The sequence below is a fragment of the Prauserella halophila genome (genome assembly GCF_024171895.1).
GTDB lineage: Bacteria > Actinomycetota > Actinomycetes > Mycobacteriales > Pseudonocardiaceae > Prauserella > Prauserella halophila.
Genome location: NZ_JAMTCQ010000009.1, coordinates 753,059 through 775,542, shown reverse-complemented (window position 1 = coordinate 775,542; position 22,484 = coordinate 753,059). Strand labels below are relative to the sequence as shown.

General features: G+C 69.3%; 15 protein-coding genes. 9 read left to right on the top strand and 6 right to left on the bottom strand.

Annotation, left to right across the window (positions count from 1 at the left end; all coding sequences use genetic code 11):
- The first annotated feature begins 16 nt into the window (after positions 1 to 16).
- Positions 17 to 3,880, top strand: a complete 3,864-nt coding sequence (locus LY41_RS09825) for an ABC transporter ATP-binding protein (RefSeq protein ID WP_253863558.1) — start codon at positions 17 to 19, stop codon at positions 3,878 to 3,880.
- A 211-nt stretch (positions 3,881 to 4,091) separates the two neighbouring features.
- Positions 4,092 to 7,901, top strand: a complete 3,810-nt coding sequence (locus LY41_RS09820) for a multifunctional oxoglutarate decarboxylase/oxoglutarate dehydrogenase thiamine pyrophosphate-binding subunit/dihydrolipoyllysine-residue succinyltransferase subunit (RefSeq protein ID WP_253863557.1) — start codon at positions 4,092 to 4,094, stop codon at positions 7,899 to 7,901.
- 286 nt (positions 7,902 to 8,187) lie between these two features.
- Here the strand turns inward: LY41_RS09820 and LY41_RS09815 are convergent, their stop codons facing one another.
- Positions 8,188 to 9,681, bottom strand: a complete 1,494-nt coding sequence (locus LY41_RS09815) for a S8 family peptidase (protein ID WP_253864069.1) — start codon at positions 9,679 to 9,681, stop codon at positions 8,188 to 8,190.
- A gap of 741 nt (positions 9,682 to 10,422) precedes the next feature.
- On the opposite strand from LY41_RS09815, the gene LY41_RS09810 reads away from it, so the two are divergent.
- Positions 10,423 to 11,850 carry a bis-aminopropyl spermidine synthase family protein gene (locus LY41_RS09810; protein WP_253863556.1) on the top strand — a complete coding sequence of 476 codons (1,428 nt, stop codon included), beginning with the start codon at positions 10,423 to 10,425 and terminating at the stop codon, positions 11,848 to 11,850.
- An 84-nt stretch (positions 11,851 to 11,934) separates the two neighbouring features.
- On the opposite strand, the gene LY41_RS09805 is transcribed toward LY41_RS09810, so the two are convergent.
- Positions 11,935 to 13,101, bottom strand: coding sequence for an NAD(P)-dependent malic enzyme (locus LY41_RS09805; RefSeq protein ID WP_253863555.1), 1,167 nt, complete (start codon positions 13,099 to 13,101; stop codon positions 11,935 to 11,937).
- A 367-nt stretch (positions 13,102 to 13,468) separates the two neighbouring features.
- Between LY41_RS09805 and LY41_RS09800 the strand changes: the two genes are divergently transcribed.
- Positions 13,469 to 14,080, top strand: a complete 612-nt coding sequence (locus LY41_RS09800; RefSeq protein ID WP_253863554.1) for a dTDP-4-dehydrorhamnose 3,5-epimerase family protein — start codon at positions 13,469 to 13,471, stop codon at positions 14,078 to 14,080.
- 299 nt (positions 14,081 to 14,379) lie between these two features.
- Here the strand turns inward: LY41_RS09800 and LY41_RS09795 are convergent, their stop codons facing one another.
- Together LY41_RS09795 and LY41_RS09790 are read right to left on the bottom strand one after the other, a co-directional pair.
- Positions 14,380 to 15,999, bottom strand: coding sequence for a GMC oxidoreductase (locus LY41_RS09795; RefSeq protein ID WP_253863553.1), 1,620 nt, complete (start codon positions 15,997 to 15,999; stop codon positions 14,380 to 14,382).
- Positions 16,000 to 16,177: 178 nt separating this feature from the next.
- A complete protein-coding gene (locus tag LY41_RS09790) occupies positions 16,178 to 16,681 on the bottom strand; it encodes a hotdog fold domain-containing protein (protein WP_253863552.1) in 504 nt (167 codons plus the stop codon).
- 49 nt (positions 16,682 to 16,730) lie between these two features.
- Here LY41_RS09790 and LY41_RS09785 point away from each other — a divergent pair, with 49 nt between their 5' ends.
- Complete coding sequence (locus LY41_RS09785) at positions 16,731 to 17,321, top strand: histidine phosphatase family protein (protein ID WP_253863551.1); 591 nt, start codon at positions 16,731 to 16,733, stop codon at positions 17,319 to 17,321.
- Positions 17,322 to 17,387: 66 nt separating this feature from the next.
- Positions 17,388 to 17,864, top strand: coding sequence for a GNAT family N-acetyltransferase (locus LY41_RS09780; protein ID WP_253863550.1), 477 nt, complete (start codon positions 17,388 to 17,390; stop codon positions 17,862 to 17,864).
- A gap of 115 nt (positions 17,865 to 17,979) precedes the next feature.
- Here LY41_RS09780 and LY41_RS09775 read toward each other — a convergent pair whose 3' ends face one another.
- Entirely contained in the window at positions 17,980 to 18,450 is a 471-nt protein-coding gene (locus tag LY41_RS09775) for a hypothetical protein (protein WP_253863549.1), read from the bottom strand.
- Positions 18,451 to 18,742: 292 nt separating this feature from the next.
- Between LY41_RS09775 and LY41_RS09770 the strand changes: the two genes are divergently transcribed.
- Positions 18,743 to 19,813 (top strand): diacylglycerol/lipid kinase family protein, encoded by a 1,071-nt coding sequence (locus tag LY41_RS09770; protein WP_253863548.1) that lies wholly within the window; start codon positions 18,743 to 18,745, stop codon positions 19,811 to 19,813.
- A gap of 286 nt (positions 19,814 to 20,099) precedes the next feature.
- Positions 20,100 to 20,354: a WhiB family transcriptional regulator gene (locus LY41_RS09765; RefSeq protein ID WP_253863547.1), complete on the top strand. Its 255-nt coding sequence runs from the start codon at positions 20,100 to 20,102 to the stop codon at positions 20,352 to 20,354.
- A 272-nt stretch (positions 20,355 to 20,626) separates the two neighbouring features.
- Here the strand turns inward: LY41_RS09765 and LY41_RS09760 are convergent, their stop codons facing one another.
- Positions 20,627 to 22,111: a sensor histidine kinase gene (locus LY41_RS09760; RefSeq protein ID WP_253863546.1), complete on the bottom strand. Its 1,485-nt coding sequence runs from the start codon at positions 22,109 to 22,111 to the stop codon at positions 20,627 to 20,629.
- Positions 22,112 to 22,316: 205 nt separating this feature from the next.
- Between LY41_RS09760 and LY41_RS24050 the strand changes: the two genes are divergently transcribed.
- A complete protein-coding gene (locus LY41_RS24050) occupies positions 22,317 to 22,391 on the top strand; it encodes a 50S ribosomal protein bL37 (RefSeq protein WP_369299111.1) in 75 nt (24 codons plus the stop codon).
- The last annotated feature ends 93 nt before the right edge of the window (positions 22,392 to 22,484 follow it).

Genomic DNA, 22,484 nt, shown 5'->3' with positions numbered 1-22,484 from the left:
CAGGGAGGAACCGGGAGTGTCGGGGCGGATCGGCAGCGCGGAGAGCGACACCGCGAGCAGCACCGATCCGCCCGGCACTCCCGGACCGCCCGGCCGCCGCGGCGGCTGGGTACGCCGGGTCGCCGCCGCGTGCTGGCGGCATCCGGCGCTGGTGATCCTCGCGTTCGGGGCCGCCGTCCTCGGCGTGAGCGTGCAGGCGGTGAGTCCGCTGCTCATCCGGGAGGGGATCGACGGGGCCGTCGCCGGATCTACGGCGAACCTCCCGTGGCTGGCGGCCGCGCTCGCCGTGCTGCACCTGGTGGCGTTCGGCGCCGCGTTCGGCAGGCGCTACGTCGGCGGCAGGCTCGCCCTCGACGTCCAGCACGACCTGCGGCAGTCGGTCTTCGCCGCGGTGTCACGACTCGACGGCGGCACCCAGGACTCGCTGCGCACCGGGCAGATCGTCTCGCGTGCGATCACCGACCTGCAGCTCGTGACGGGGTTCCTGATGCAGGTACCGCTGTCGGCGGGCTCGGTGGTGTTCGCGGTGCTGGCGCTCGGGGCGATGCTGTGGATGTCGCCGCTGCTGACGGTGATCGCGCTGATCGTCGCCCCCGGAGTGGCGATCGTCCTCGCGGTGAGCAGGCGCAAGCTGTTTCCGGCCACGTGGTCGGCTCAGCAGCGCGCCTCGGAGATCGCCCAGCACGTCGAGGAGACCGTCACCGGCGTGCGCGTGGTCAAGGGCTTCGGCCAGGAGCAGCGCGAAACGGCCGAGCTCTCCCGTTCGGCACGCAGGCTGTTCGGCGAGCGCCTCCGCGCCGCGAAACTGTCGGCCGTCCCGACGGCGACGACCGGAGCACTGCCCGCGGCAGGCCAGATCGCCGTGCTGGCGGTCGGCGGCATCCTGGCACTGCGGGGCGAGATCAGCCTCGGCACATTCCTGGCGTTCGCCACCTACGTCTCGTCCCTCACCGGACCGGCGCGCATGCTCGCGAGCCTCGTCGTGCAGGCACAGCTCACGCGCGCGGGCGCGGAACGCGTGCACGAACTCGTCGACGCCCAGCCCGAGGTTCGCGAGCGCGAGGATCCCGAACCCGTCCCCGACGGACCGCTGAGCGTCGAGCTCGACGACGTGCGATTCGGCTACACCCTGTCCGAACCGGTGCTGGACGGGATGTCCCTGCGAGCCCGGCCCGGTGAGACCCTGGCACTCGTAGGAACCGCCGGTTCCGGCAAGTCGACGATCTCGCTGCTGCTCCCCCGCTTCTACGACGTCCACCAGGGCGCCGTGCGGCTCGGCGGAGCCGACGTCCGGGACCTCGGCCTGACCGAGCTGCGCCGCGCCGTGGGCGTGGTGTTCGAAGAGGCGTTCCTGTTCTCGACGTCCGTGCGCGACAACATCGCCTACGGCAGGCCGGACGCCTCGGGCGAGGAGGTGACGGCCGCAGCCAGGGCCGTCGAGGCCCACGAGTTCATCTCCGCGCTGCCCGACGGATACGACACACTGGTCGGCGAACGCGGGCTCACACTGTCCGGCGGTCAACGACAGCGCCTCGGCCTGGCCCGGGCACTGCTCACCGATCCCCGCGTACTCGTCCTCGACGACGCCACGTCCGCGGTCGACACCGCCACCGAGGCCGCCATCCACGACACGCTGCGCGACGTCATGCGCGATCGCACCACGATCCTCGTCGCCCACCGACGCTCCACCCTCACGCTGGCCGACCGGATCGCGGTGCTCGACGACGGCCGGGTGGTCGATGTCGGCACCGCGGACGAACTCGAGGCGCGCTGCCGGCTGTACCGCGACCTCGTGTCCGGCCCCGGAGACGACGCCGAAGAGCCCGGCCACCGGGTGCCGGCGGAGCCGGCCGCAGGCGGCATCACCCCGGAGCTGTGGCCACAGCACGGCGGCGAGGAACCCGGGGAAACGGACGGCTCGGCAGGCCGTGCGGACCACGACTCGTCGAGACCAACGGTACCGTCAACAGCCCCGGCGGCCGCCACGAGCGGCCGGGGCGGCGGCCCCGGCGGGCACGCCTCTCTCGACCTGCCGCCGACGCCCGACCTGCTCGACCGGGTCGACGCACTGCCTCCCGCCACCGACGAACCCGACCTCGGGGGTCTCGACCCCACGGCGCCCGAGCCGCGGTTCCGGCTCGCGAGCCTGCTGCGCCCGGTCCGCGGACTGCTGGCTGCGGTCATCGCGTTCGTCGCGATCGACGCACTGGCCACGATCGCCGTGCCCGCTCTCTACCAGCGCGGAGTCGACGACGGCGTGCGCGTCGGCGCCGAATCGGTCGTGCTCGTCGCCGCCGCCGTCGGCCTGGTGATCATCGCGATCGACTGGCTCGCCATCGCGCTGCAGACGCGACTGACCGCCCGTACCGGCGAGTCCGTGCTCTACCTGTTGCGCGTGCGCAGCTACGCCCACCTGCAGCGGCTCGGGCTCGACTACTACGAACGCGAACTGTCCGGGCGCATCATGACGCGGATGACCACCGACGTCGACGCGCTGTCGACGTTCCTGCAGACCGGTCTCGCCACGGCGGTCGTCAGCGTGCTCACGCTCGTCGGCGTCGGCGTCGCACTCGTCGTCACCGCTCCCGGACTGGCGCTGTACGTGTTCGCGGTGCTGCCGGTGCTGATCATCGCGACGGTGCTGTTCCGCAGGCGGGCCTCGGCCGCCTACACGGAGGCCCGTGAACGTGTGAGTGCCGTGAACGCCGACATGCAGGAGAACGTGAGCGGGCTCCGCGTCGCCCAGGCCTACACCCGCGAGGAACGCTCCGCCCGCGATTTCGCTTCCCGCAGCGACGCCTACCGCCGCTCCCGCCTGCGCGCACAGCGGTACGTGGCCACGTACTTCCCGTTCGTGACCCTGCTGTCGGGAGTCGCGGAGGTCCTGGTGCTCACGGCAGGGGCGACCGGGGTGGCCGCAGGCGAGCTGTCTCCCGGTGTCCTGATGGCGTTCCTGCTGTACCTCGGGCTGTTCTTCTCGCCGATTCAGCAGCTCTCGTCGGTGTTCGACGGCTACCAGCAGGCGAAGGTCGGCCTTCGCCGGATCGGCGATCTGCTGCGGACGCCGACGTCGGTGCCCGCCCCGGAGCGACCGGTCGCGGCGGGCGAACGGCTGCGCGGTGACGTCGAGCTCGACGGCGTCGGATTTCACTACCCCGGTGCCGAAGCACCGGCGCTCGCCGACGTCTCGCTCGACGTGCGGGCCGGCACCACGGTCGCGTTCGTCGGCGCGACGGGCGCGGGCAAGTCGACGGCGGTCAAGCTGCTCGCGCGGTTCTACGACGCCACCACCGGCACGGTACGGATCGACGGCGTCGACGTGCGCGATTACGACCCGGCCACGCTCCGCGCCCGCGTGGGCATCGTTCCGCAGGAACCGCACCTGTTCGTCGGTTCCGTCGCCGACAACGTGCGGTACGGCAAGCCGGAGGCGTCCGATGCCGAGGTCGAAGCCGCCGTCCGTGCGGTCGGCGCGCTCGACGGCATCGCCGCGCTGCCCGACGGCTTCGCCCAGCAGGTCGGCGAGCGCGGGCGTGCGCTGTCGGCGGGCCAGCGGCAGCTCGTGGCGCTCGCCAGGGCCGAGCTCGTCGACCCCGACGTGCTACTTCTCGACGAGGCGACCGCCGCACTCGATCCCGCCACCGAGGACGCCGTTCTGCGGGCCACGGATCACCTCGCCGCCACACGCACCACGTTCGTCGTCGCCCACCGGCTCGCGACGGCCGCACGCGCCGACCACATCGTCGTGCTCGAGCACGGCCGGATCGCCGAGGGCGGATCGCACGCCGAGCTGCTCGCCGCCGACGGGGCGTACGCCCGGTTGTGGCGACTCGGTGACCACGCGGCAGCCGCATCACCCCGGGTCGAATCGCCGGCATGACCCCCGTCACGAAAACCTGCGCCGGCCCGCCCCGTCGATGACGCTCGGGTGTAAGCCCGACGAACGATATCGATTCAGCGGGAACCAGGCCTGCGCCCCCACCGGCGGATCCGGCGCGAAGTGCGTGTTCGATGACTGCGCCGACAGCACGGGGGTTAGCCTGGTACGCGCGTAATTGGCACATCGAGACAGATAGAGGCGAGTCCAAGCCGTGTCCAGCAGCAACCCTGCGTCACAGTTCGGCCCCAACGAATGGCTCGTCGAGGAAATGTACGACCAGTTCCTCGCCGACCCTTCTTCCGTCGACTCCGCGTGGCATGAGTTCTTTGCCGACTTCTCCCCCACGCACGAGCGAAAGCCGGACGCGACGGCAGCCGACCCGTCGGCCAACGGCCAGACGCAGGCTCCGGCACAGGCTCCTGCGCAAGGTAACGGCCTGCCCGCGCAGCCGCCGAAGGCCGCCCCGGAGCAGGCTGCTCCCTCGGCCCCGGCGCCGGCTCGGTCCGCCCCGTCGAAGGCGGCGCCCGACAAGGCCGCCGCATCCACGGGCGCGGCTCCTGCTCCGAGCGACAAGAACGCAACCACGAGCGACGCCGCCAAGGGTGACGCCACGGGCGAGAAGGCCTCCTCCGAGAAGGCAGCGCCCGAGAAGGCCGAGAAGGCCGAGAAGAGCGAGCCCGAGTCGAAGGTGCTGCGCGGTCCCGCTGCGGCGATCGCGAAGAACATGGACGCGTCGCTGAGCGTCCCGACGGCCACGAGCGTGCGTGCGGTGCCGGCGAAGCTGATGGCCGACAACCGCATCGTCATCAACAACCACCTCAAGCGCTCGCGCGGCGGGAAGATCTCGTTCACGCACCTCATCGGCTACGCGATGATCCGCGGGCTGCACGAGTTCCCGAACATGAACCGGCACTACGCGGTCATCGACGGCAAGCCGAACGCCGTCACACCCGAGCACGTCAACATCGGCCTGGCGATCGACATGCCGGGCAAGGACGGCGGCCGCAACCTCGTCGTCGCCTCCATCAAGAACTGCGAGAGCATGACGTTCCTGCAGTTCTGGCAGGCCTACGAGGACATCGTCCGCAAGGCTCGGGGCAACAAGCTCACCGCCGACGACTTCGCGGGCACCACGATCTCGCTGACCAACCCGGGCGGCATCGGCACGAACCACTCGGTGCCGCGGCTGCAGTCCGGCCAGGGCGCGATCATCGGCGTCGGCGCGATGCAGTACCCGGCCCATTTCGAGGGCACGAGCGAGAAGACCCTCATCGACCTGGGCGTCAGCAAGATCATGACGCTCACGTCGACCTACGACCACCGCATCATCCAGGGCGCCGAGTCGGGCGAGTTCCTCAAGCGCGTCCACGAGCTGCTGCTCGGCGCCGACGGCTTCTACGACGACATCTTCACGTCGCTGCGGATCCCGTACGAGCCGGTGCGCTGGGTCTCGGACATCCCCGAGGGCGAGATCGACAAGACCGCCCGGGTGCTCGAGCTCATCGAGTCCTACCGCATGCGCGGCCACCTGATGGCCGACACCGACCCGCTGAACTACCGCCAGCGCCGCCACGAGGACCTCGACGTCCTCTCGCACGGCCTGACGCTGTGGGACCTGGACCGGGAGTTCGCCGTGGGCGGGTTCGCGGGCCAGGAGAAGATGAAGCTGCGCGAGGTCCTCGGCGTACTGCGTGACTCGTACTGCCGCACCGTCGGCGTCGAGTACACCCACATCCTCGACCCGGACGAGCGGCGCTGGATCCAGGACCGCGTCGAGATCCCGCACGACAAGCCCGAGCCCACGGTGCAGAAGTACGTGCTGAGCAAGCTCAATGCGGCCGAGGCGTTCGAGACGTTCCTGCAGACCAAGTACGTCGGCCAGAAGCGGTTCTCGCTCGAGGGCGGCGAGACGGTCATCCCGATGCTGGACACGCTGCTGGACAAGGCCGCCGAGCACAGCCTCGACGAGGTCGTCGTCGGCATGCCGCACCGCGGCAGGCTGAACGTGCTGGCCAACATCGTCGGCAAGCCGATCTCACAGCTCTTCCGTGAGTTCGAGGGCAACCTCGACCCCGGTCAGGCGCACGGCTCCGGCGACGTGAAGTACCACCTCGGCGCCGAGGGCAAGTACTTCCGCATGTTCGGCGACGGCGAGACGCGCGTGTCGCTCACGGCGAACCCGTCGCACCTGGAGACGGTCGACCCCGTCCTCGAGGGCATCGTCCGCGCCAAGCAGGACATCCTCGACAAGGGCGGCGACGTCGACGGCTTCACGGTGCTGCCGGTGCTGCTGCACGGCGACGCCGCGTTCGCAGGCCAGGGCGTGGTCGCCGAGACGCTGAACCTCTCGCTCCTGCGCGGCTACCGCACCGGCGGCACCGTGCACGTCATCATCAACAACCAGGTCGGCTTCACCACCCCGCCCGAGCACGCGCGGTCGTCGAAGTACGCCACCGATGTCGCCAAGATGATCGGCGCGCCGATCATCCACGTGAACGGCGACGACCCGGAAGCCGCCTACTGGGTCGCGCGGCTGGCTGTGGACTACCGCCAGGCGTTCAACAAGGACATCGTGATCGACATGATCTGCTACCGGCGGCGCGGTCACAACGAGGGTGACGACCCCTCGATGACGCAGCCGGGCATGTACAACATCATCGACAAGAAGCGCAGCGTCCGGAAGACCTACACCGAGGCGCTCATCGGCCGCGGCGACATCTCGATGGAAGAGGCCGAGGCGGCGCTGCGGGACTTCTCCAGCCAGCTCGAGCACGTCTTCAACGAGGTGCGTGAGCTGGAGAAGCACCCGGTGACACCGAGCCCGTCGGTCGAGGAGGAACAGCGGGTTCCGGCGAACCTGCCGACCGCGGTCTCCCGCGAGACCGTCGAGCACATCGGCGACGCGTTCGTCAACGTGCCCGAGGGCTTCACGCCGCACCCGCGGGTCAAGCCGGTCATGGACCGGCGCGCCAAAATGGCCCGCGAAGGCGGCATCGACTGGGCCTTCGGCGAGTTGCTCGCGTTCGGCTCGCTCGCGCTGCAGGACAAGCTCGTGCGGCTGTCCGGCCAGGATTCGCGCCGTGGCACGTTCACCCAGCGCCATTCGGTGCTGATCGACCGGGACAGCGGCAAGGAGTACTCGCCGCTGCAGCATCTCGGTGAGGGACAGGGCCGCGTGATGGTCTACGACTCGGCGCTGTCCGAGTACGCGGCCGTCGGCTTCGAGTACGGCTACTCGGTGGCCAACTCGGACGCGCTGGTGATGTGGGAGGCGCAGTTCGGCGACTTCGTCAACGGCGCCCAGTCGGTCATCGACGAGTACATCTCCTCCGGCGAGGCCAAGTGGGGCCAGCTCTCCGACGTCGTGCTGCTGCTGCCGCACGGCCACGAGGGCCAGGGACCGGACCACACGTCGGGCCGGATCGAGCGCTTCCTGCAGTTGTGCGCCGAAGGCTCGATGACGGTGGCCGTGCCCTCGACCCCCGCGAACTACTTCCACCTGCTGCGCCGCCACGCCCTCGACGGGGTGAAGCGCCCGCTGATCGTCTTCACGCCGAAGTCGATGCTGCGGAACAAGGCCGCGACGTCGAACGTCGAGGACTTCACGGGTGAATCGAAGTTCCTGTCGGTCGTCGACGACCAGGACGTCGAGCCGGAGAAGGCCCGCAAGGTGCTGCTGACCTCCGGCAAGCTGTACTGGGAGCTGGTGGCCGAGCGGACGAGGCGCGAGATCGACGACGTCGCGATCGTGCGGATCGAGCAGTACTACCCGCTGCCGAAGAAGAAGCTCGCCGAGACGCTCGGGCGCTTCACCAATGCCCGGCAGATCGCCTGGGTGCAGGAGGAGCCGGAGAACCAGGGCGCCTGGCCGTACTTCGGACTGAACCTGCCGCGCAAGCTGCCGGACGTGCTCACCACGCTCGACGTGGTGGCGCGCAGGCCGATGGCGGCACCGTCGGCCGGCTCGTCGAAGGTGCACGACGTCGAGCAGAAGGCGCTCATCACGAAGGCGTTCGAGTAAGCCGACACCACGGCAACAGAAAACCGGCCCGGCGGAGAAGCACCTCCGCCGGGCCGGTTTTCTGTGTCCGCCCACGATCCCCGTCCGAGTGAGCTGTGGGCAGTACTCCCCGTAGCAAGAGAGTGCCCCCAAGGGCACCTTCGGGAGTGCAACACAGCCACGCGCCAGCGTGCCCTTGAGGGGCGGTGGTCGGGCTGGCGGGTGGGAGCCACCGAGGTGCCCTTGGGGGTTCTCACGGGCTCACCCGGTCGGGGATGCGTACCGGGCGACGTGGTTCAGGCCGGTCTCACAGAGTGAGGGTCCAGCTGTTGAGCGAACCGGTGTCCCACGAGTAGGCGTCGGTCACCTTCAGCGTCCACTCGCCGTTCGGCTCGGAAACGCCCGACAGGTCGACCGTGTAGGTCTCGTTGATGTCGTCACCGGAGTCCCACCCCGACGTCTTCAGGTTGTAGTCCGAACCGTCCGGGGCGACCAGGTCCAGCGCGATGTCGCCACGGTAGGGGTGCGTGATGTCGACGTCGACCGTGGCGTCGGCCGAGGCGGCCTCACAGCCGGAGACCGTGACCGTGCTGGTCATCGAGCCGGGAGACGGAATGGCGGTCGTGTCGCTGTTGGTGACGGCTTCACAGTCGCCCGGCTCCGGCTCCGGGTCCGGGTCGTCGGGCGGAGTCGAGTCGTCACCGACCACGTTCAGGAGCACGTTCGGCGAGTCGGTGCCCGGGTTGGACACGACACCCTCGGAACCGCCGGCAACCAGCGCGTCGCCGACCTGCTTCGGAGTGGCGTTCTGGTTGGCGGACAGGTACACCGCTGCCGCACCCACGACGTGCGGGGTCGCCATCGACGTACCGGAGATCGTGTTCTCCGAGGTGTCGCTGTCGATCCACGCGGACGTGATGTCACTGCCCGGGGCGAAGATGTCCAGGCAGGAGCCGATGTTCGAGAAGCTCGAACGGGCGTCGGTGCTGGTCGTGGAGCCGACCGTGATGCCCTCCGGCGTACGGGCCGGCGAGGAGTTGCACGCGTCGGCGCCGTAGTCGTTACCCGCGGCCAGACCGTAGGTCACGCCGGAGGCGATGGAGTTCTGCACGGCCTCGTCGATCGAGGTCGAGGCACCGCCACCGAGGCTCATGTTGGCGACCGACGGGCCCGAAGCATTCTCGGTGACCCAGTCGATGCCGTCGATGACGCCCGCGTTGGTGCCACTGCCCTGGCAGTCCAGCACCCGGACGCCGACCAGGTCGACGTTCTTGGCAACACCGTAGTCGGTGCCGCCGACGGTACCGGCGACGTGCGTGCCGTGACCGTTGCAGTCGGTCGCGTCGTTGTCGCCATCGACGGTGTCGATACCGTGCGTGGCCCGGCCGCCGAAGTCCTCGTGAGACGTCAGGATGCCGGTGTCGATGATGTAGGCCGTGACGCCGTCACCGTCGTTCGGTGAGGAGTAGTTGTCGTCGAGCGGCAACTCGGGCTGGTCGACGCGGTCCAGTCCCCACGACGGCGGGTTCGCCTGGTCCGCAGCCGTGTGCACCCGCTTCACCTGCTCGACGTAATCGACGGCCGGGTCGGCCGCGATCCGCTTCGCCTGTGCTTCCGACATGTCGGCCGAGTAGCCGTTCAGCGCGCTCGAGTACCTGTGCTTGACCTCGCCGCCGAGGTCGGCGGCCGTGGTCTGGACACCGTCCTTCATCGCGACGATGTAGCTGCCCTCGACCGCGGTTTCCGCGTTGGCGCCGACGATGGAGCCTTCTTGCGGCACAGCGTTGGCGGTGCCCGCCATGCCCAGCACGAGTGCCGCGGCGGCGGTTCCCACCCCTACGGCCGTGCCGACCTTTCGTTTATCGCTACGCACGTTTGTCCCTTCCGCTCGAGCTTTGTCCGGAATAACCGAGACGGTGTCGAGACCGTAGCGAGAACAAATCGCCTGTAGTTTTCAAAAAATATGCAACCAAAGTCGTATTGCTGCTCCGTTTGCAGCAATACCTGCGACACGATGGTCCACTTCTTCGTGGAGAATGGTTCCAAGTTGTGACCGGGAAGTGCGATTTCCGTTGCACCGGATCGTCAGGACCATTCGTTCGGACCCATCCGAACGTCTGGAACTAACGTCTGGAATTGAGGTCGTAGCAGGAGGTTCACGACGGAACCGGCACCCCTGCCGCGCCGGTACGGCACCTCGCCCGTCGAACCTCGGAACCTCGCACGCGGCCACTCCGAAACGCGGCCACAACCACGACCGCGTGGTCACATTCCGTCAGTGCTCGTGCCTACTCGACCGACCGGACTCGACTCCGAACAGCGCCCACAGCTGCTCCAACCCCCTGCCGAAACCCCTTGACATCGATCAGAAGTTCGATAATGCGTTCCCGGCTCGAACCCGGCGCACGGACCCCCGGCGTCGCGCCCTGCGGCCTGTCCCTCCCCGTACCGCCAGCTCCGTGGCGGACTGCGACAGCACCTCGACCGCGCGTAACCACCGGTCCTGACGAAGCCGCGACCTCCGAGCCATAGGGTAGGCACCATGAATTCGGTGCGTCAGGTGTTCGGCGTGGACGCGAAGTCGCTGCGATACGCCATCGCGTTACTGGCCGAGCGCAGCTGGCTGTTCGACGACCTCGTGCGCGAACTGGCCGCTCCGCGGCGCACGGTCGAGGAACTGCTCCAGGCCTTCGGTGACGACCTCGAACGCGACGGCGACCTCGTACGGCTGCGCCCCGACGTCGTCGAGGCCCACCGGGAGCAGGCGGGCAGCCCGCACGCGACCGACGGGCTCGAGACGGAGGTCGCGCGGCACATCGCGCACGTACCGCCGCCGCTGCCGGCACTCGACCACGTGCAGGCCACCGCCGACACGGTCGTACGCCGCGCCCGCTGGCTCGACGAGCACTACGACCTGCGCAGCACCCGGCTGACGTTCCTCGGCGATCACGACCTCACGGCACTGGCGGTGCGTGCACTGCGTCCCGAGGCCGACCTGACCGTGATCGACGTCGACGACCGCATTCTCGACTACGTCGACCGGCAGAGCTCCCGTACGATCCGGACCGTCCACGCCGACCTGCGGTTCGGCCTCCCGCTATCGGTGATGGGCAAGGCCGACATCGTGTTCAGCGACCCGCCGTACACCCCGGAGGGCATGGCTCTGTTCGCCACGCGCGGGCTCGAGTGTCTCGACGACCCGCCCGCGGGCAGGCTGGTGCTCGCCTACGGCTACAGCCCCCGGCATCCGGCCCTCGGCCACCGCACCCAGCGCGCTCTCGTCGGCCTGGGGCTGGCCTTCGAATCGATCGTGCCCGGTTTCCACCGCTACAGCGGCGCGCAGGCGATCGGCAGCGCGGCAGACCTCTACGTCTGCCAGCCCACGACGAAGGCACGCAAGGGCGGCAGAAAGACCAGCAAGCAGACGATCTACACGCGCGGTGCACAGTCCCTCGAGGCCGGCGAGACCACGACCGAACTGCTGACCGCGCTGCGGGGCATCGCGGGCCAGAACGGCCTGGACGTCGAGGAGCGCGGGGCCGACTGGACGAAACCGATCACGACGAAACCCGGCACGGCCGTCGCGATCGACCTCGGTGCGGACCCCGGTCCGTGGCTCCTGCGCACGCTGTTGGCCGTCAACGCCGACCGCGTGGCGGTGTTGCTGCCGAACTCGCATCCGGACCTCGCCGACGCCGTGTCGCAGCGCGCACTCACCGGCCTGATCGGGCCGAAGTACCGCCTCCGCCTGCTGCGCAGCACGCCGGACAACACACACGCCGTGGTGGTCGCCGAACCACCGGCCAGTGCGACCGGCCACACCGACGCGGCGGCGCGGGCCGTGCTCACGCGGGCACACGGACGGCTGGGCAACACCTGGCCGGACGCACCCGACGACGTGGCAGGCGACCGGCTCATCGACCTGCCTCGCCACCGCGTCGCCGAGGTCCGCGACGAGCTCGCCGATTGACGAGCCGCTACCGCATACGACGGCCGTGCCCACGGTGTGATCCGTGAGCACGGCCGTCGCGCGTGCGGAAAAGAAGCGTGATCGTCAGGCGACGACGCCGTCGTCCTCTGCTGCCTTGGCGACCGCGGTCGCCACCTCCTCGGCGACCCTCGGGTCGAGCGGACTCGGCACGATGCGGTCGGCCGACAGCTCGTCGGCGGCCACCGACACGATCGCCTCCGCCGCCGCGAGCTTCATGTTCTCGGTGATCGCTCGCGCGCCGGCGTCGAGCGCTCCGCGGAAGACACCGGGGAAGGCCAGCACGTTGTTGATCTGATTCGGGAAGTCGCTGCGACCGGTGGCCACGACGGACGCGTACTTCGCCGCAAGCTCCGGGTGCACTTCCGGGTCCGGATTGGACAGTGCGAACACCACCGGTTCCGGCGCCATCGTCGCGAGCAGATTCTCGTCGATCGTCGCGCTCGAGAGCCCGATGAACACGTCCGCACCGGCCATGGCCTCGTCGATCCCGCCGCTCAGGCCCGCCTGGTTGGTCGTTTCGGCGAGCTCGGCCTTGATCGCGTTGAGATTGTCGCGGCCGGTGTGGATGATCCCGCGCGAGTCGAGCACCGTCACGTCACCGACCCCCGCGGCCTGCAGGATCTTCGCGCACGCCACGCCCGCGGCGCCCGCGCCGGAGATCACCACCCGCTGGTCGGCGATGTCCCGGCCGGTCACCAGGTTCGCACCGCGCAATGCTGCGAGCACCACGATGGCCGTGCCGTGCTGGTCGTCGTGCATGACCGGGCAGTCCAGCGCTTCCTTGAGCTTGTCCTCGAGCTCGAAGCACCGCGGCGCCGACACGTCCTCCAGGTTGACCGCGCCGAACGAAGGGCGCATGCGCACCAGGGTCTCGACGATCTCGTCGACGTCGCTGGTGTCCAGCACGAGCGGGATCGAGTCCAGCCCGGCGAACGTCTTGAACAGGACCGACTTGCCTTCCATGACCGGCAGCGATGCGCTCGCGCCGATATCGCCGAGTCCGAGTACCGCCGAGCCGTCGCTGACCACCGCCACGAGCCGGTCCGCCCACGTGTAGCGCTTCGCGAGAGCAGGCTCCTGCTCGATGGCGCGGCTGACCTTCGCCACCCCGGGGGTGTAGGCGATGGACAGGTCACGCGCCTGCGTGATGGGGCGGGTGGCCGACACCGAGAGCTTGCCGCCCTCGTGTCCGCCGTAGATGTCGTCGTCACTCACCTGAGCTTGGGACACGTCTATCTCCAGGGCTGAAAAAGGGAACTGCCGGCGGGCACTCCGCCAGCTCGTGGGCTCCTTGTTCCCGGCGACTCGGTGCGGTAGCACCGTCTGCCGGCAAGGTGTCCGTCATAAGGCCCTTGGTTCAGGCGTAGCCGCGGACGCGGCGGTTCGTCCAGTGTGACATCTTCACTCCCGGTCAGCCGCCCGGTGCGGCCCGGATCACAGGAATCGACTCGTTTTCGCAGGTCACGTCACCAATAGCAAGACGGACGTCCGGCTTGGGTGGCGTCCGAGCACGCCTGTCGCGCCACTGCCCAAGGCCCGACCGTCTCCCGCCACCGCCCAACCGGAGGCGCTCCGCGCCACTGCCTACGATTCAAGTATGGAAGCCCGCACGCTGGCCGTCCCGCACGCCGTGGAGTTCACCCCGCCTGTCTTCGGTGACGAACGCGGCCTGTTCACCGCGCCGTTCCAGGAGCCGACGTTCCTCGGAGCCGTCGGGCATCCGATGACGGTGGCGCAGACCAACCACAGCGTGTCCCGGCGCGGAACGATCCGCGGTATCCACTTCACCGACGTACCGCCGGGCCAGGGCAAGTACGTCTACTGCCCGAAGGGCTCGCTGCTCGACGTCGTCGTGGACCTGCGCACGGGTTCACCCACGTTCGGCACATGGGACACCGTGACGCTCGACAGCCGGACCTACCGCGGTGTCTACGTCGCGGAAGGGCTCGGGCACGGTTTCATCGCGCTCGAGGACGACACGGTGATGTCGTACCTGTGCTCGACCTCGTACAACCCGTCCGCCGAGCACGGCATCGACCCGCTCGACCCGGAGCTCGGCCTGCCGTGGCCCGACGACGTCGAGTACGTCCTGTCCGACAAGGACCGCACCGCCCCGTCACTCGCCGAGGCCCGCGACTCCGGTCTGCTGCCTCGCTACGAGGACTGCCTCGCCCGCTACGCAGAGCTGAGCGCCGACGCACCTGCCTGACGCCCCGAAGGGCACCATGGGGGCATCGAACACAGCCACGCGTCAGCGTGGCGATGAGGGGCGGTGGCCGGGCCGGCGGGCGGGAGCCCCAATCGTTCCCCTCACGATCGTTCCCGTCGCACTCGACTCACATGCCGCCGAGCGGACGGCCCAACGGGAGATCGGGCTGCCCACCCGTTGCTCGCCGCTACCTGAGGAGCAGGTTCTGCGTCGCCAGGCTTGATCAGGGGAGAATTCGGGGCGTTCAACGCCCCGAAGGTGCCCTTGGGGGCATCAAGCACCCCGCGGCCCGACGGCGTTCACCGGCGGATGTCCGCCGCCAGGACGCGGTCGACGTTGCGCTCCGCCAGGGCCGTGATCGTCACGAACGGGTTCACGCCGGTGCTGCCGGGGATCAGGGCGCCGTCCGTGACGTACAGGTTGTCGTAGCCCTTGACCCGCCCGTACAGATCGGTCGCCTCGCCGAGGACCACGCCGCCCAGCGGGTGGTAGGTGAACCGGTTCTCGAACGCCCGGGTGTCCCCGAACAGGTCGTGGCGGTACACCGTGTTGTTGACGCCGTTGATCCGGTCGAAGTGCACCTTCGCCGCATCGATCGACGCCTGCCCCTGCTCGGCCGTCCATTGCAGCTTCGCCGAGTCGGATGCCGCATCGTAGGTGAAGTGCCCGCGCGCAGGGTTCTTCGTGATCGCCAGGTACAGGCTCGCCCACAGTTCGATCCCCGCCGGCATCGGCGCGATCTCGGCGAACACCGGGTGGGCGGGGTCGTCCCAGGCGTCGATCCCCAGTGCAGGCATACCGGACTGCAGACTGCCCGTGAGGTTCCACATGTGATTGGCGCGCCCGAGCATCACGTTGCCGTTCGGGCCCCAGCCCCTGCCGATCTCCTCACCGAGACCGGGCAGCGTGCCCGTGTCCCTGGCGCGCACCAGCAGCTCGGTCGACCCGATACTGCCCGCGCCGAGGAACAGGTGCCGCGCACCCATCTCCCGCCGCGCGACGGTGCCGCCGGTCTCGTCGAGCTCGCGCACGGTGAGCCGGTACGTGCCGTCGGCCGCGCGGCGGATGTCGCGCACCTCCTGCAGCGTCTTGATCGTGACGTTGCCGGTCCCCAGCGCGGCGGCGAGGTAGGTCTTGTCGAGCGAGCGCTTGCCGTGGTTGTTACCGAAGATGACCTCGGAGTCGAGCGCCGACCGCGGCACCTCCCCTGCCTCTTCGCGCCGCATGTAGTCGAAGTCGTAGACGCTCGGCACGAACGTGGTGCGGTAGCCGGCCTTCTCCGCGTGCTTCCGCGACAGCCGCGCGTATTGATACGCGTCGCAGTCCTCGAACCAGTCCCGGTCGATCTCGTTGACGCCGAGCTCCGCGTTCGCGCGCGGGAAGTACGTGCCGTACATCTCGCCTGCGTCGACGTCGGGGAGGATCTCCTCGAAGTACGACCGCCGCGGCGTGACGGCCATCGCACCGTTGACCAGTGATCCGCCGCCGACACCGCGGCCGAGGTAGACCGACATGTCGCCGTAGCGCACGCGGTCGAGCACGCCGGTGTAGCGCTCGATGTTCCTGTTGATGTCGAACCACAGGAACGACGCGAGCGGCATCTCACTGCGGTCCTTGAGCCACATCGACCGCTTGTCGGGCGAGAGCATCGGCGAGAAGACAGACCCGTCGGCGGAGGGCGTGTCCCACAGCTGCCCCATCTCGAGCATGACCGTCGGAATTCCGGCCTCGCCGAGCCGCAGTGCCGTCACCGCCGCGCCGTAACCGGTGCCGATCACGACGGCCTGCGAGAAGTCCGGCAGACCCTCACGTGCCTCGGCTGCACGCGCGGGCCGGGTGGAAACCGTGGTGAGGCCGTAGGCGGCGGCCGAACTCAGGGCCGCGTAGCCGAGGAACTTCCTCCGGGACAACGTCGTCATGGGAGGATGCTGGCGTGGCTACCTGCGAGTAGACAACCAATAACGCGAGAATGTTTCGCATAGCGATCGAACTTCACCCCGTCGGATTAATGACCGAGCGCCAACAACGTCCCTCGGGCTCGCCCCGGGACGAACCGGGCACGCACACCTACCGGCCGGCCCGGCGCCGCGACTCGGGTCACTTCCGCGACGTGACCCATACGGTGATGTCGGCAGTGACGACCGTCTGCCCGGACTTGTCCCGGACGACGACCGGAACGAGCACCTCGACGCCGTCGTCACCGGCGTCCGGCAGCTGCGGCAGCTCCGGCAGTTCGGCCACCGCCGTCAGCGACGTCCCGGCCTTCGCGACGTACGACACCGACATCCCCTTCGGAATCCACCGGTGCGTCGTCGGAACCGTCGCCTCGGCGAGCATGCCCATCGCGATCTCGGCGAGATTGCAGGCGGCGATCGCGTGGAAGGTCGAGAGGTGATTGTGCACACCCCACCACTTCGGGGCCGCCACCTCGCACCGGCCCGGCCGCATGTCCCGCACCCTCGGCAACACCGAGCCGAAGTACGGCACGCGCAGGCACAGCGCAGCGGAGAACACACCCTTGCCGATCGCCGAACCGGACAGCTTCCGCCACATCGCATAGGTCGGGTTCGTCGCCGGGCTCGCCACGTCCTGAGAAGTCATACCCGCATATTACTCACCGGTAACCGACTCGCCGGGATACGGTTCCCCCGTGTCCGAACACTCGATCCTGCTCCTCCGGCACGGCCAGACCGAATGGTCCGCCGTGGGCAAGCACACCAGCCACACCGATGTGCCGCTGACCGGCATCGGCGAACGCCAGGCCCACGCTGCGGGCCGCACCTACGCCGTCCTGCACGGCGGCGGCGCCCCCGCCCTCGTACTGTGCAGCCCGCGCACGCGCGCACGGGAGACCGCACGGCTGGCCGGCATCGACGTCGACGAGACCTCTGACGAACTCTGCGAATGGGACTACGGCGAGTACGAGGGCATCACGAGTGAGCAGATTCGGCGCACTGTTCCCGACTGGACACTGTGGACCGACGGTGCCCCGAGCGGCGAAACACCTTCCCGGGTCGCCGCACGCGGCGACCGCGTTCTCGAGCGCGCCACGGCGGCACTGACCGACGGCGACGTCGTGCTCATCGGTCACGGCCACTTCAGCCGGGTACTGATCGCCCGCTGGCTCGGCCTCGACGTGGCGATCGGCGAAGGCTTCCGCGTCGACCCGGCGAGCATCTCCGCACTCGGCTACGACCGCGGTGCTCCGCAGATCCGCCACCTCAACGTCCCGCCGACCTGACCCCGCCCCGATCCTGCCGGACCCGTGACCGACGAGCCCTCCGCCGGCAATGCGAAGCTCGAAGCCATGACGATCCGCAGAATCCGCACCGACGACCTCGACGCCGTCGTCGACCTCGTCCACGCACTCGCCGAATACGAGCAGGCCCCGCAGGAGTGCCACCTGACTTCCGGGCAGCTGCACACCGCGCTGTTCGCGGACAAGCCCGCGCTCTACGGTCACGTCGCGGAGGCCGACGGCGAGGTCGTGGGATTCGCGCTGTGGTTTCTCAACTTCTCGACCTGGCGCGGGGTGCACGGGATCTACCTCGAGGATCTGTTCGTCCGCCCCGAGCACCGCGGCTCCGGCCTCGGCAAGGCACTGCTCGCCGCGTTGGCCGCCGAATGCGTCGACCGGGGCTATGCGCGCCTCGAATGGTGGGTCCTGAACTGGAATCCGGCGCGGGCGTTCTACGAGTCGCTGGAGGCCGAGGCCATGGACGAATGGACCGTCTACCGCCTCGCCGACACCCCGCTGCGGGCACTGGCGAACGAGGCGAACTGACGCTCCACTCGGCGGGCTCGTCAGCGCTGACGGGTTGGCCAGCGCCGGTCGGGCGCATCAGGCCCCGTCAGGGCTGTCAGGCCTGTCAGGGCCCGTCAGTGCTGTCAGGGGCCCGTCAGCGCTCGTCGGGCTCGTCGTGTTCCCGCTCGGCCGCACGCCCGGACACACCGCCGCGCCGGGCAGCCTCCTCCTCGGTCTCCTCCGGCCGCTGGCCGAGCACCCACGCACGCGAGTCCCGGCGGAACAGCAGCACCACCACGGCAATCCCGGCGATCATGATGGGCACGCCGAACACGGACTGGTCCGACGGACCTGCGGCGTACCAGCCGACACCCACGAGGATCAGCGCGACCACGAGCGACGGCGACCGCGCCCAGGTCTTGCCGAACAGCAGTCCGGCTGCGCAAGCCAGCACCGCGACACCGAGCACCAGGTAGTAACTCACTTCGGCGACCAGATCGGGACTCCTGCCGGTGACCGCGAGCAGGATTCCGATCGCGACGAGTGCGAAGCCCGGCAGTGCCGTCAGCAGCCCCGCGTACCGGACTTCGCGGGGCGCGGGCGAGATCTTGTCGGCGAGCGCCACGAGCGGGCCCTCCCTCGGATGTGACCGTGCGTGAACGGTTTCGATGGTATGCCACCCGGACGGCCGTTTTCCGCCGCCCACCATCGGGGCAAGGATTCGAGGTGTCGTCGATGAGCCGGTGGTCGTCCGGGGTGCACTCGTCACGGCGGAAGTCGACACGTTCGCCGACCGAGCAGGAGGCAGCACGCGCGGAGAGAGGCAGCACGCGCGGAGAGCAGCGCACGGCGAGAACAGCGCACGGCGACAGCAGCGCACGGCGAGAACGGGCTGACGCTTCACCTACGCTGGACGAGTGCGCGCAGTTCTCGTCGTGAATCCGCAGGCCACCGCAACCTCGCCGGGAGGGCGTGACGTGCTGGCGCACGCCCTCGCCAGCCAGGTGAAGCTCGACGTGGTCGAGACCGAGCATCGTGGTCACGCGATGACCGTCGCGCGCTCGGCCGCGCGTGGTGAGCTCGGCGACGTCGGCCTCGTCGTCGCGCACGGCGGGGACGGCACCGTCAACGAGGTCGTCAACGGCCTCATGGACGGCGCAGGACGCGCCGCGAGGCATGCGTCCGCGGGCGTGCACGACGCCGGCGACGTCACCCGGGCGGCTGCGCAGGCCGGCGCAGCGGCCCCGATCCCGCCCGCCTCGATCCCGCCCGCCCCGATACTCGGCGTCGTCCCCGGCGGTTCCGCGAACGTCTTCGCCCGCGCACTCGGCCTTCCGCACGATCCCGTCGAAGCCACTCACCGCCTGCTGCACGCCGTGGACACGAGTTCCACCCGCTGCGTCGGGCTCGGCGTCGCCGACAGCGGGAGCACCTCCGCCCATGCGGGCGGTCCCGCGGACGACGTGGCGAGCGGCCGTCGCTGGTTCACGTTCAACGCGGGACTGGGCTGGGACGCCGACGTCGTCGCAGGAGTGGACGCCAGACGGGGCAAGCGCACGAGCCCGGCGCTGTATGCCCGTACGGCCGTCTCGGCCTACCTGAGGCCGCCGCACGGCAGGCCCGCGATCAGTGTCGAGGTCCCCGGAGAGGACCCCGCGGACGTGCGGACCGTGTTCGTGTCCAACACCGACCCGTGGAGCTACCTCGGCCCGCGTCCGGTGCATCTGAACACCACGAGCTCGTTCGACACCGGACTCGGGCTTTTCGGGCTGCGTGGCATGGGGATGGCCACCGTGTTGCGCCACCTCAGGCAGGCCCTGAAACAGGGCAAACACCGAGGTGGACGCCTGATTCGCCACGACGATGTGTCGTCCGTCTGCGTGAAAGCCGAAAAACCCGTAAACTTTCAGGTCGACGGAGACCTGGTCGGAACACGCACCAGGGTGGAGTTCCGGAGCGTCCCGCGGGCGCTCACCGTCGCGGTATGACTGGTCGCAGCCGGTGAACAGCAGCAGCTGATCACCTCCACCAAAACCCTGCTGCCGCTTATCGACGCTGAGGCTCCACTCGCCGCAAAGTTCGATCGACGGGCGGAGCTGCCGAACGGCAAACCCGCAGGTCAGATCGGCATTTCGCGGCCGTGACCTGACTCACCGATCCGTCGAAAACACTTGTCGAAGCCCGGGACTCGTGAAAGCATTCACAAGCACCCCGAAAACGACCGCCAAGACGACGTTGGCGCGGCACCCCCGCGTCTTGAGAAGGAGCTCAAGAATGGACTGGCGCAACCGCGCGGCCTGCCGAGACGAGGACCCGGAACTCTTCTTTCCCGTGGGAACGAGCGGTCCCGCTCTCTCGCAGGTATCCGCCGCGAAGGCAGTATGCCACCGCTGCACCGTCGCCTCCGACTGCCTCGCCTGGGCCCTGGCCAGCGGCCAGGATGCCGGCGTCTGGGGCGGCATGGACGAGGACGAGCGTCGCGCACTCAAGCGTCGCCGTGCACAGGCCGGTCAGCACAGCAACGCCTGAGCAGACCGTCGCAGGCAACGCAACCTGCCTTTTGCCCGGATCGACGTAGATACTTTTACTGGGGCCGAGGCAAAAGGTTTGAGGGCCGGCATCCCTATTCGGGTGCCGGCCCTCAAGCGTGCGCGGAATGAGTCGAGCGAACGCATTCGCCGCACAGTTGTCGCGAATGCCATGCGTTTCCCGCGGAGTACGGCCGTTCGGTTTCTCAGCGGTCGGCCGCTCAGTCACAGCGGCCGGCTCAGTCACAGCGGTCGGTCAGCCACAGCGGCCGCTCAGCCGCGTCGGTTGAGCGGCACCCGGAGCGTCGCCTCGGTACCGCCGTTGCTCCCCCCGCGCAGCGACAGCGATCCGCGCAGTTCGGACTCCACCAGTGTCCGCGCGATCTGCAGCCCCAGCCCATCCGCGCGCTCCAGGGAGAACCCCGAGGGCAGGCCTCGTCCTTCGTCGCGGATGACGATGTCGAGCCTGCCTGCCGAGCGGTCGACCGCGATCTCCACCTCGCCCGACTGGCCGGGCTCGAACGCGTGCTCCACGGCGTTCTGCACCAACTCGGCGACGACCATCACCAGCGGCGTGGCGATATCGGCCGCGACGATGCCGAACGAACCGCTGCGCGACAGCGTCACGTGCGCCTCCGCGGTCGCCACCTCGCCGACCATCGGCAGCACGTTGTCGAACAGCTTGTCCAGGTCCACCTTCTCGTCCACCGACATCGACAGCGCCTCGTGCACCATGGCGATCGACGACACGCGCCGCACCGACTCGGTCAGGTCCTGCCGGGCCTCGCCACTCGGCGTCCGGCGCGACTGCAACCGCAACAGCGCCGCGACGGTCTGCAGGTTGTTCTTCACCCGGTGATGGATCTCGCGGATCGTCGCGTCCTTCGACATCAGCGCACGATCACGGCGCTTGACCTCGGTGACGTCGCGCGCGAGCACGAGCGCGCCCGCAGGCCGCCCCGCCGGACGCAGCGGCAGCGTGCGGAACAGCGCCACCGCGCCGTGCCGCGACTCCGCCTCCGCACGTGTACTCGGCTTGCCCGCAACCGCGTCGAGGATGCGGTGCGAGATCTCGGTCGCGTCGAACGGATCGCGGATCAGCGATCGCGTCAACGGCGCGAGTCGCGCCCCGATCAGATCCGATTCGTAACCCATGCGGTGATAGACGGACTGGCCGTTCGGGCTGGCGAACACGACCGTTCCGTGCTGGTCCAGCCGGATCAGCCCGTCACCGACCCGCGGGCTCGTGTGCACGTCGGTGCCACCGTCCGGGCTGGGGTACGTGCCATCGGCGAGCATCTGGCACAGGTCGGCCGCACTGCCCAGATAGGCGATCTCCAGCGGGCTCGGCACCCGCGGTGAGGCCAGGTTCGTATCACGGCTCAGCACGGCGATCGCCCGGTCGCCGAACCGTACCGGGATCGCCTCCCTGCGCATCGGCAGATCGTTGTACCAGTGCGGCTCCTCCTCACGGCACAACCGCAGCTCCCGGGCGGCCCGGGACAACTGCGGATGGTCGTCCGGGGTGAATCGCGTGCCCACGACGTCCTCGCCGTGCGCGGTCGGGCCGGTCGTCGGCCGCACCTGCGCGACGCACACGAAATCGCCCTCGCCGCCGGCCACCGGAACCCACATCAGGAAGTCGGCGAACGACAGGTCGGCCAGCAACTGCCATTCGGCCACCACGAGTTGCAGGTGGTCGACGGCTTCGCCCGGCAGTCCGGTGTTGTCGGCGAGCAGCTCCGCAAGTGTGGACATCGGTTTATCGACCACCGCACATCGTCACGAATTCGGAAACGGACCGGTCGGGATCCGCTCCGCAATACTCCCACCCGGCTCGCGCAACTCCCAGCCGCCGGGCGTACGCGTCACGGTTGCGGCGCCCCGTCCGGCTCGCGCCCGATCGGCGGCGTCGACGAGCGTGCATGCGACACTGGGGCCAGTACGTCATGGAGGAATGATCATGTCGAAGAGTGCACGTAAGCGCCGCGACCGCAAGAAGAACAAGGCGAATCACGGCAAGAAGCCCAACACCTGATCACCCGCCCCGCGCGGCCGTCAGGAACGGCGAAGACCCCGGCACTTCCTCGGAAGCGGCCGGGGTCTTGCCGTGTCGGCTGTTGCTGTGTCG

What these genes read in the sequence shown, in the direction of transcription:
- LY41_RS09790 (WP_253863552.1), bottom strand. Translation starts at nt 16,681, where the DNA reads ATGACTTCTCAGGACGTGGCGAGCCCGGCGACGAACCCGACCTATGCG.
- LY41_RS09815 (WP_253864069.1), bottom strand. Translation starts at nt 9,681, where the DNA reads ATGGCGGGCACCGCCAACGCTGTGCCGCAAGAAGGCTCCATCGTCGGC.
- LY41_RS09800 (WP_253863554.1), top strand. Translation starts at nt 13,469, where the DNA reads ATGGAAGCCCGCACGCTGGCCGTCCCGCACGCCGTGGAGTTCACCCCG.
- LY41_RS09810 (WP_253863556.1), top strand. Translation starts at nt 10,423, where the DNA reads ATGAATTCGGTGCGTCAGGTGTTCGGCGTGGACGCGAAGTCGCTGCGA.
- LY41_RS09760 (WP_253863546.1), bottom strand. Translation starts at nt 22,111, where the DNA reads ATGTCCACACTTGCGGAGCTGCTCGCCGACAACACCGGACTGCCGGGC.
- LY41_RS09795 (WP_253863553.1), bottom strand. Translation starts at nt 15,999, where the DNA reads ATGACGACGTTGTCCCGGAGGAAGTTCCTCGGCTACGCGGCCCTGAGT.
- LY41_RS09780 (WP_253863550.1), top strand. Translation starts at nt 17,388, where the DNA reads ATGACGATCCGCAGAATCCGCACCGACGACCTCGACGCCGTCGTCGAC.
- LY41_RS09765 (WP_253863547.1), top strand. Translation starts at nt 20,100, where the DNA reads ATGGACTGGCGCAACCGCGCGGCCTGCCGAGACGAGGACCCGGAACTC.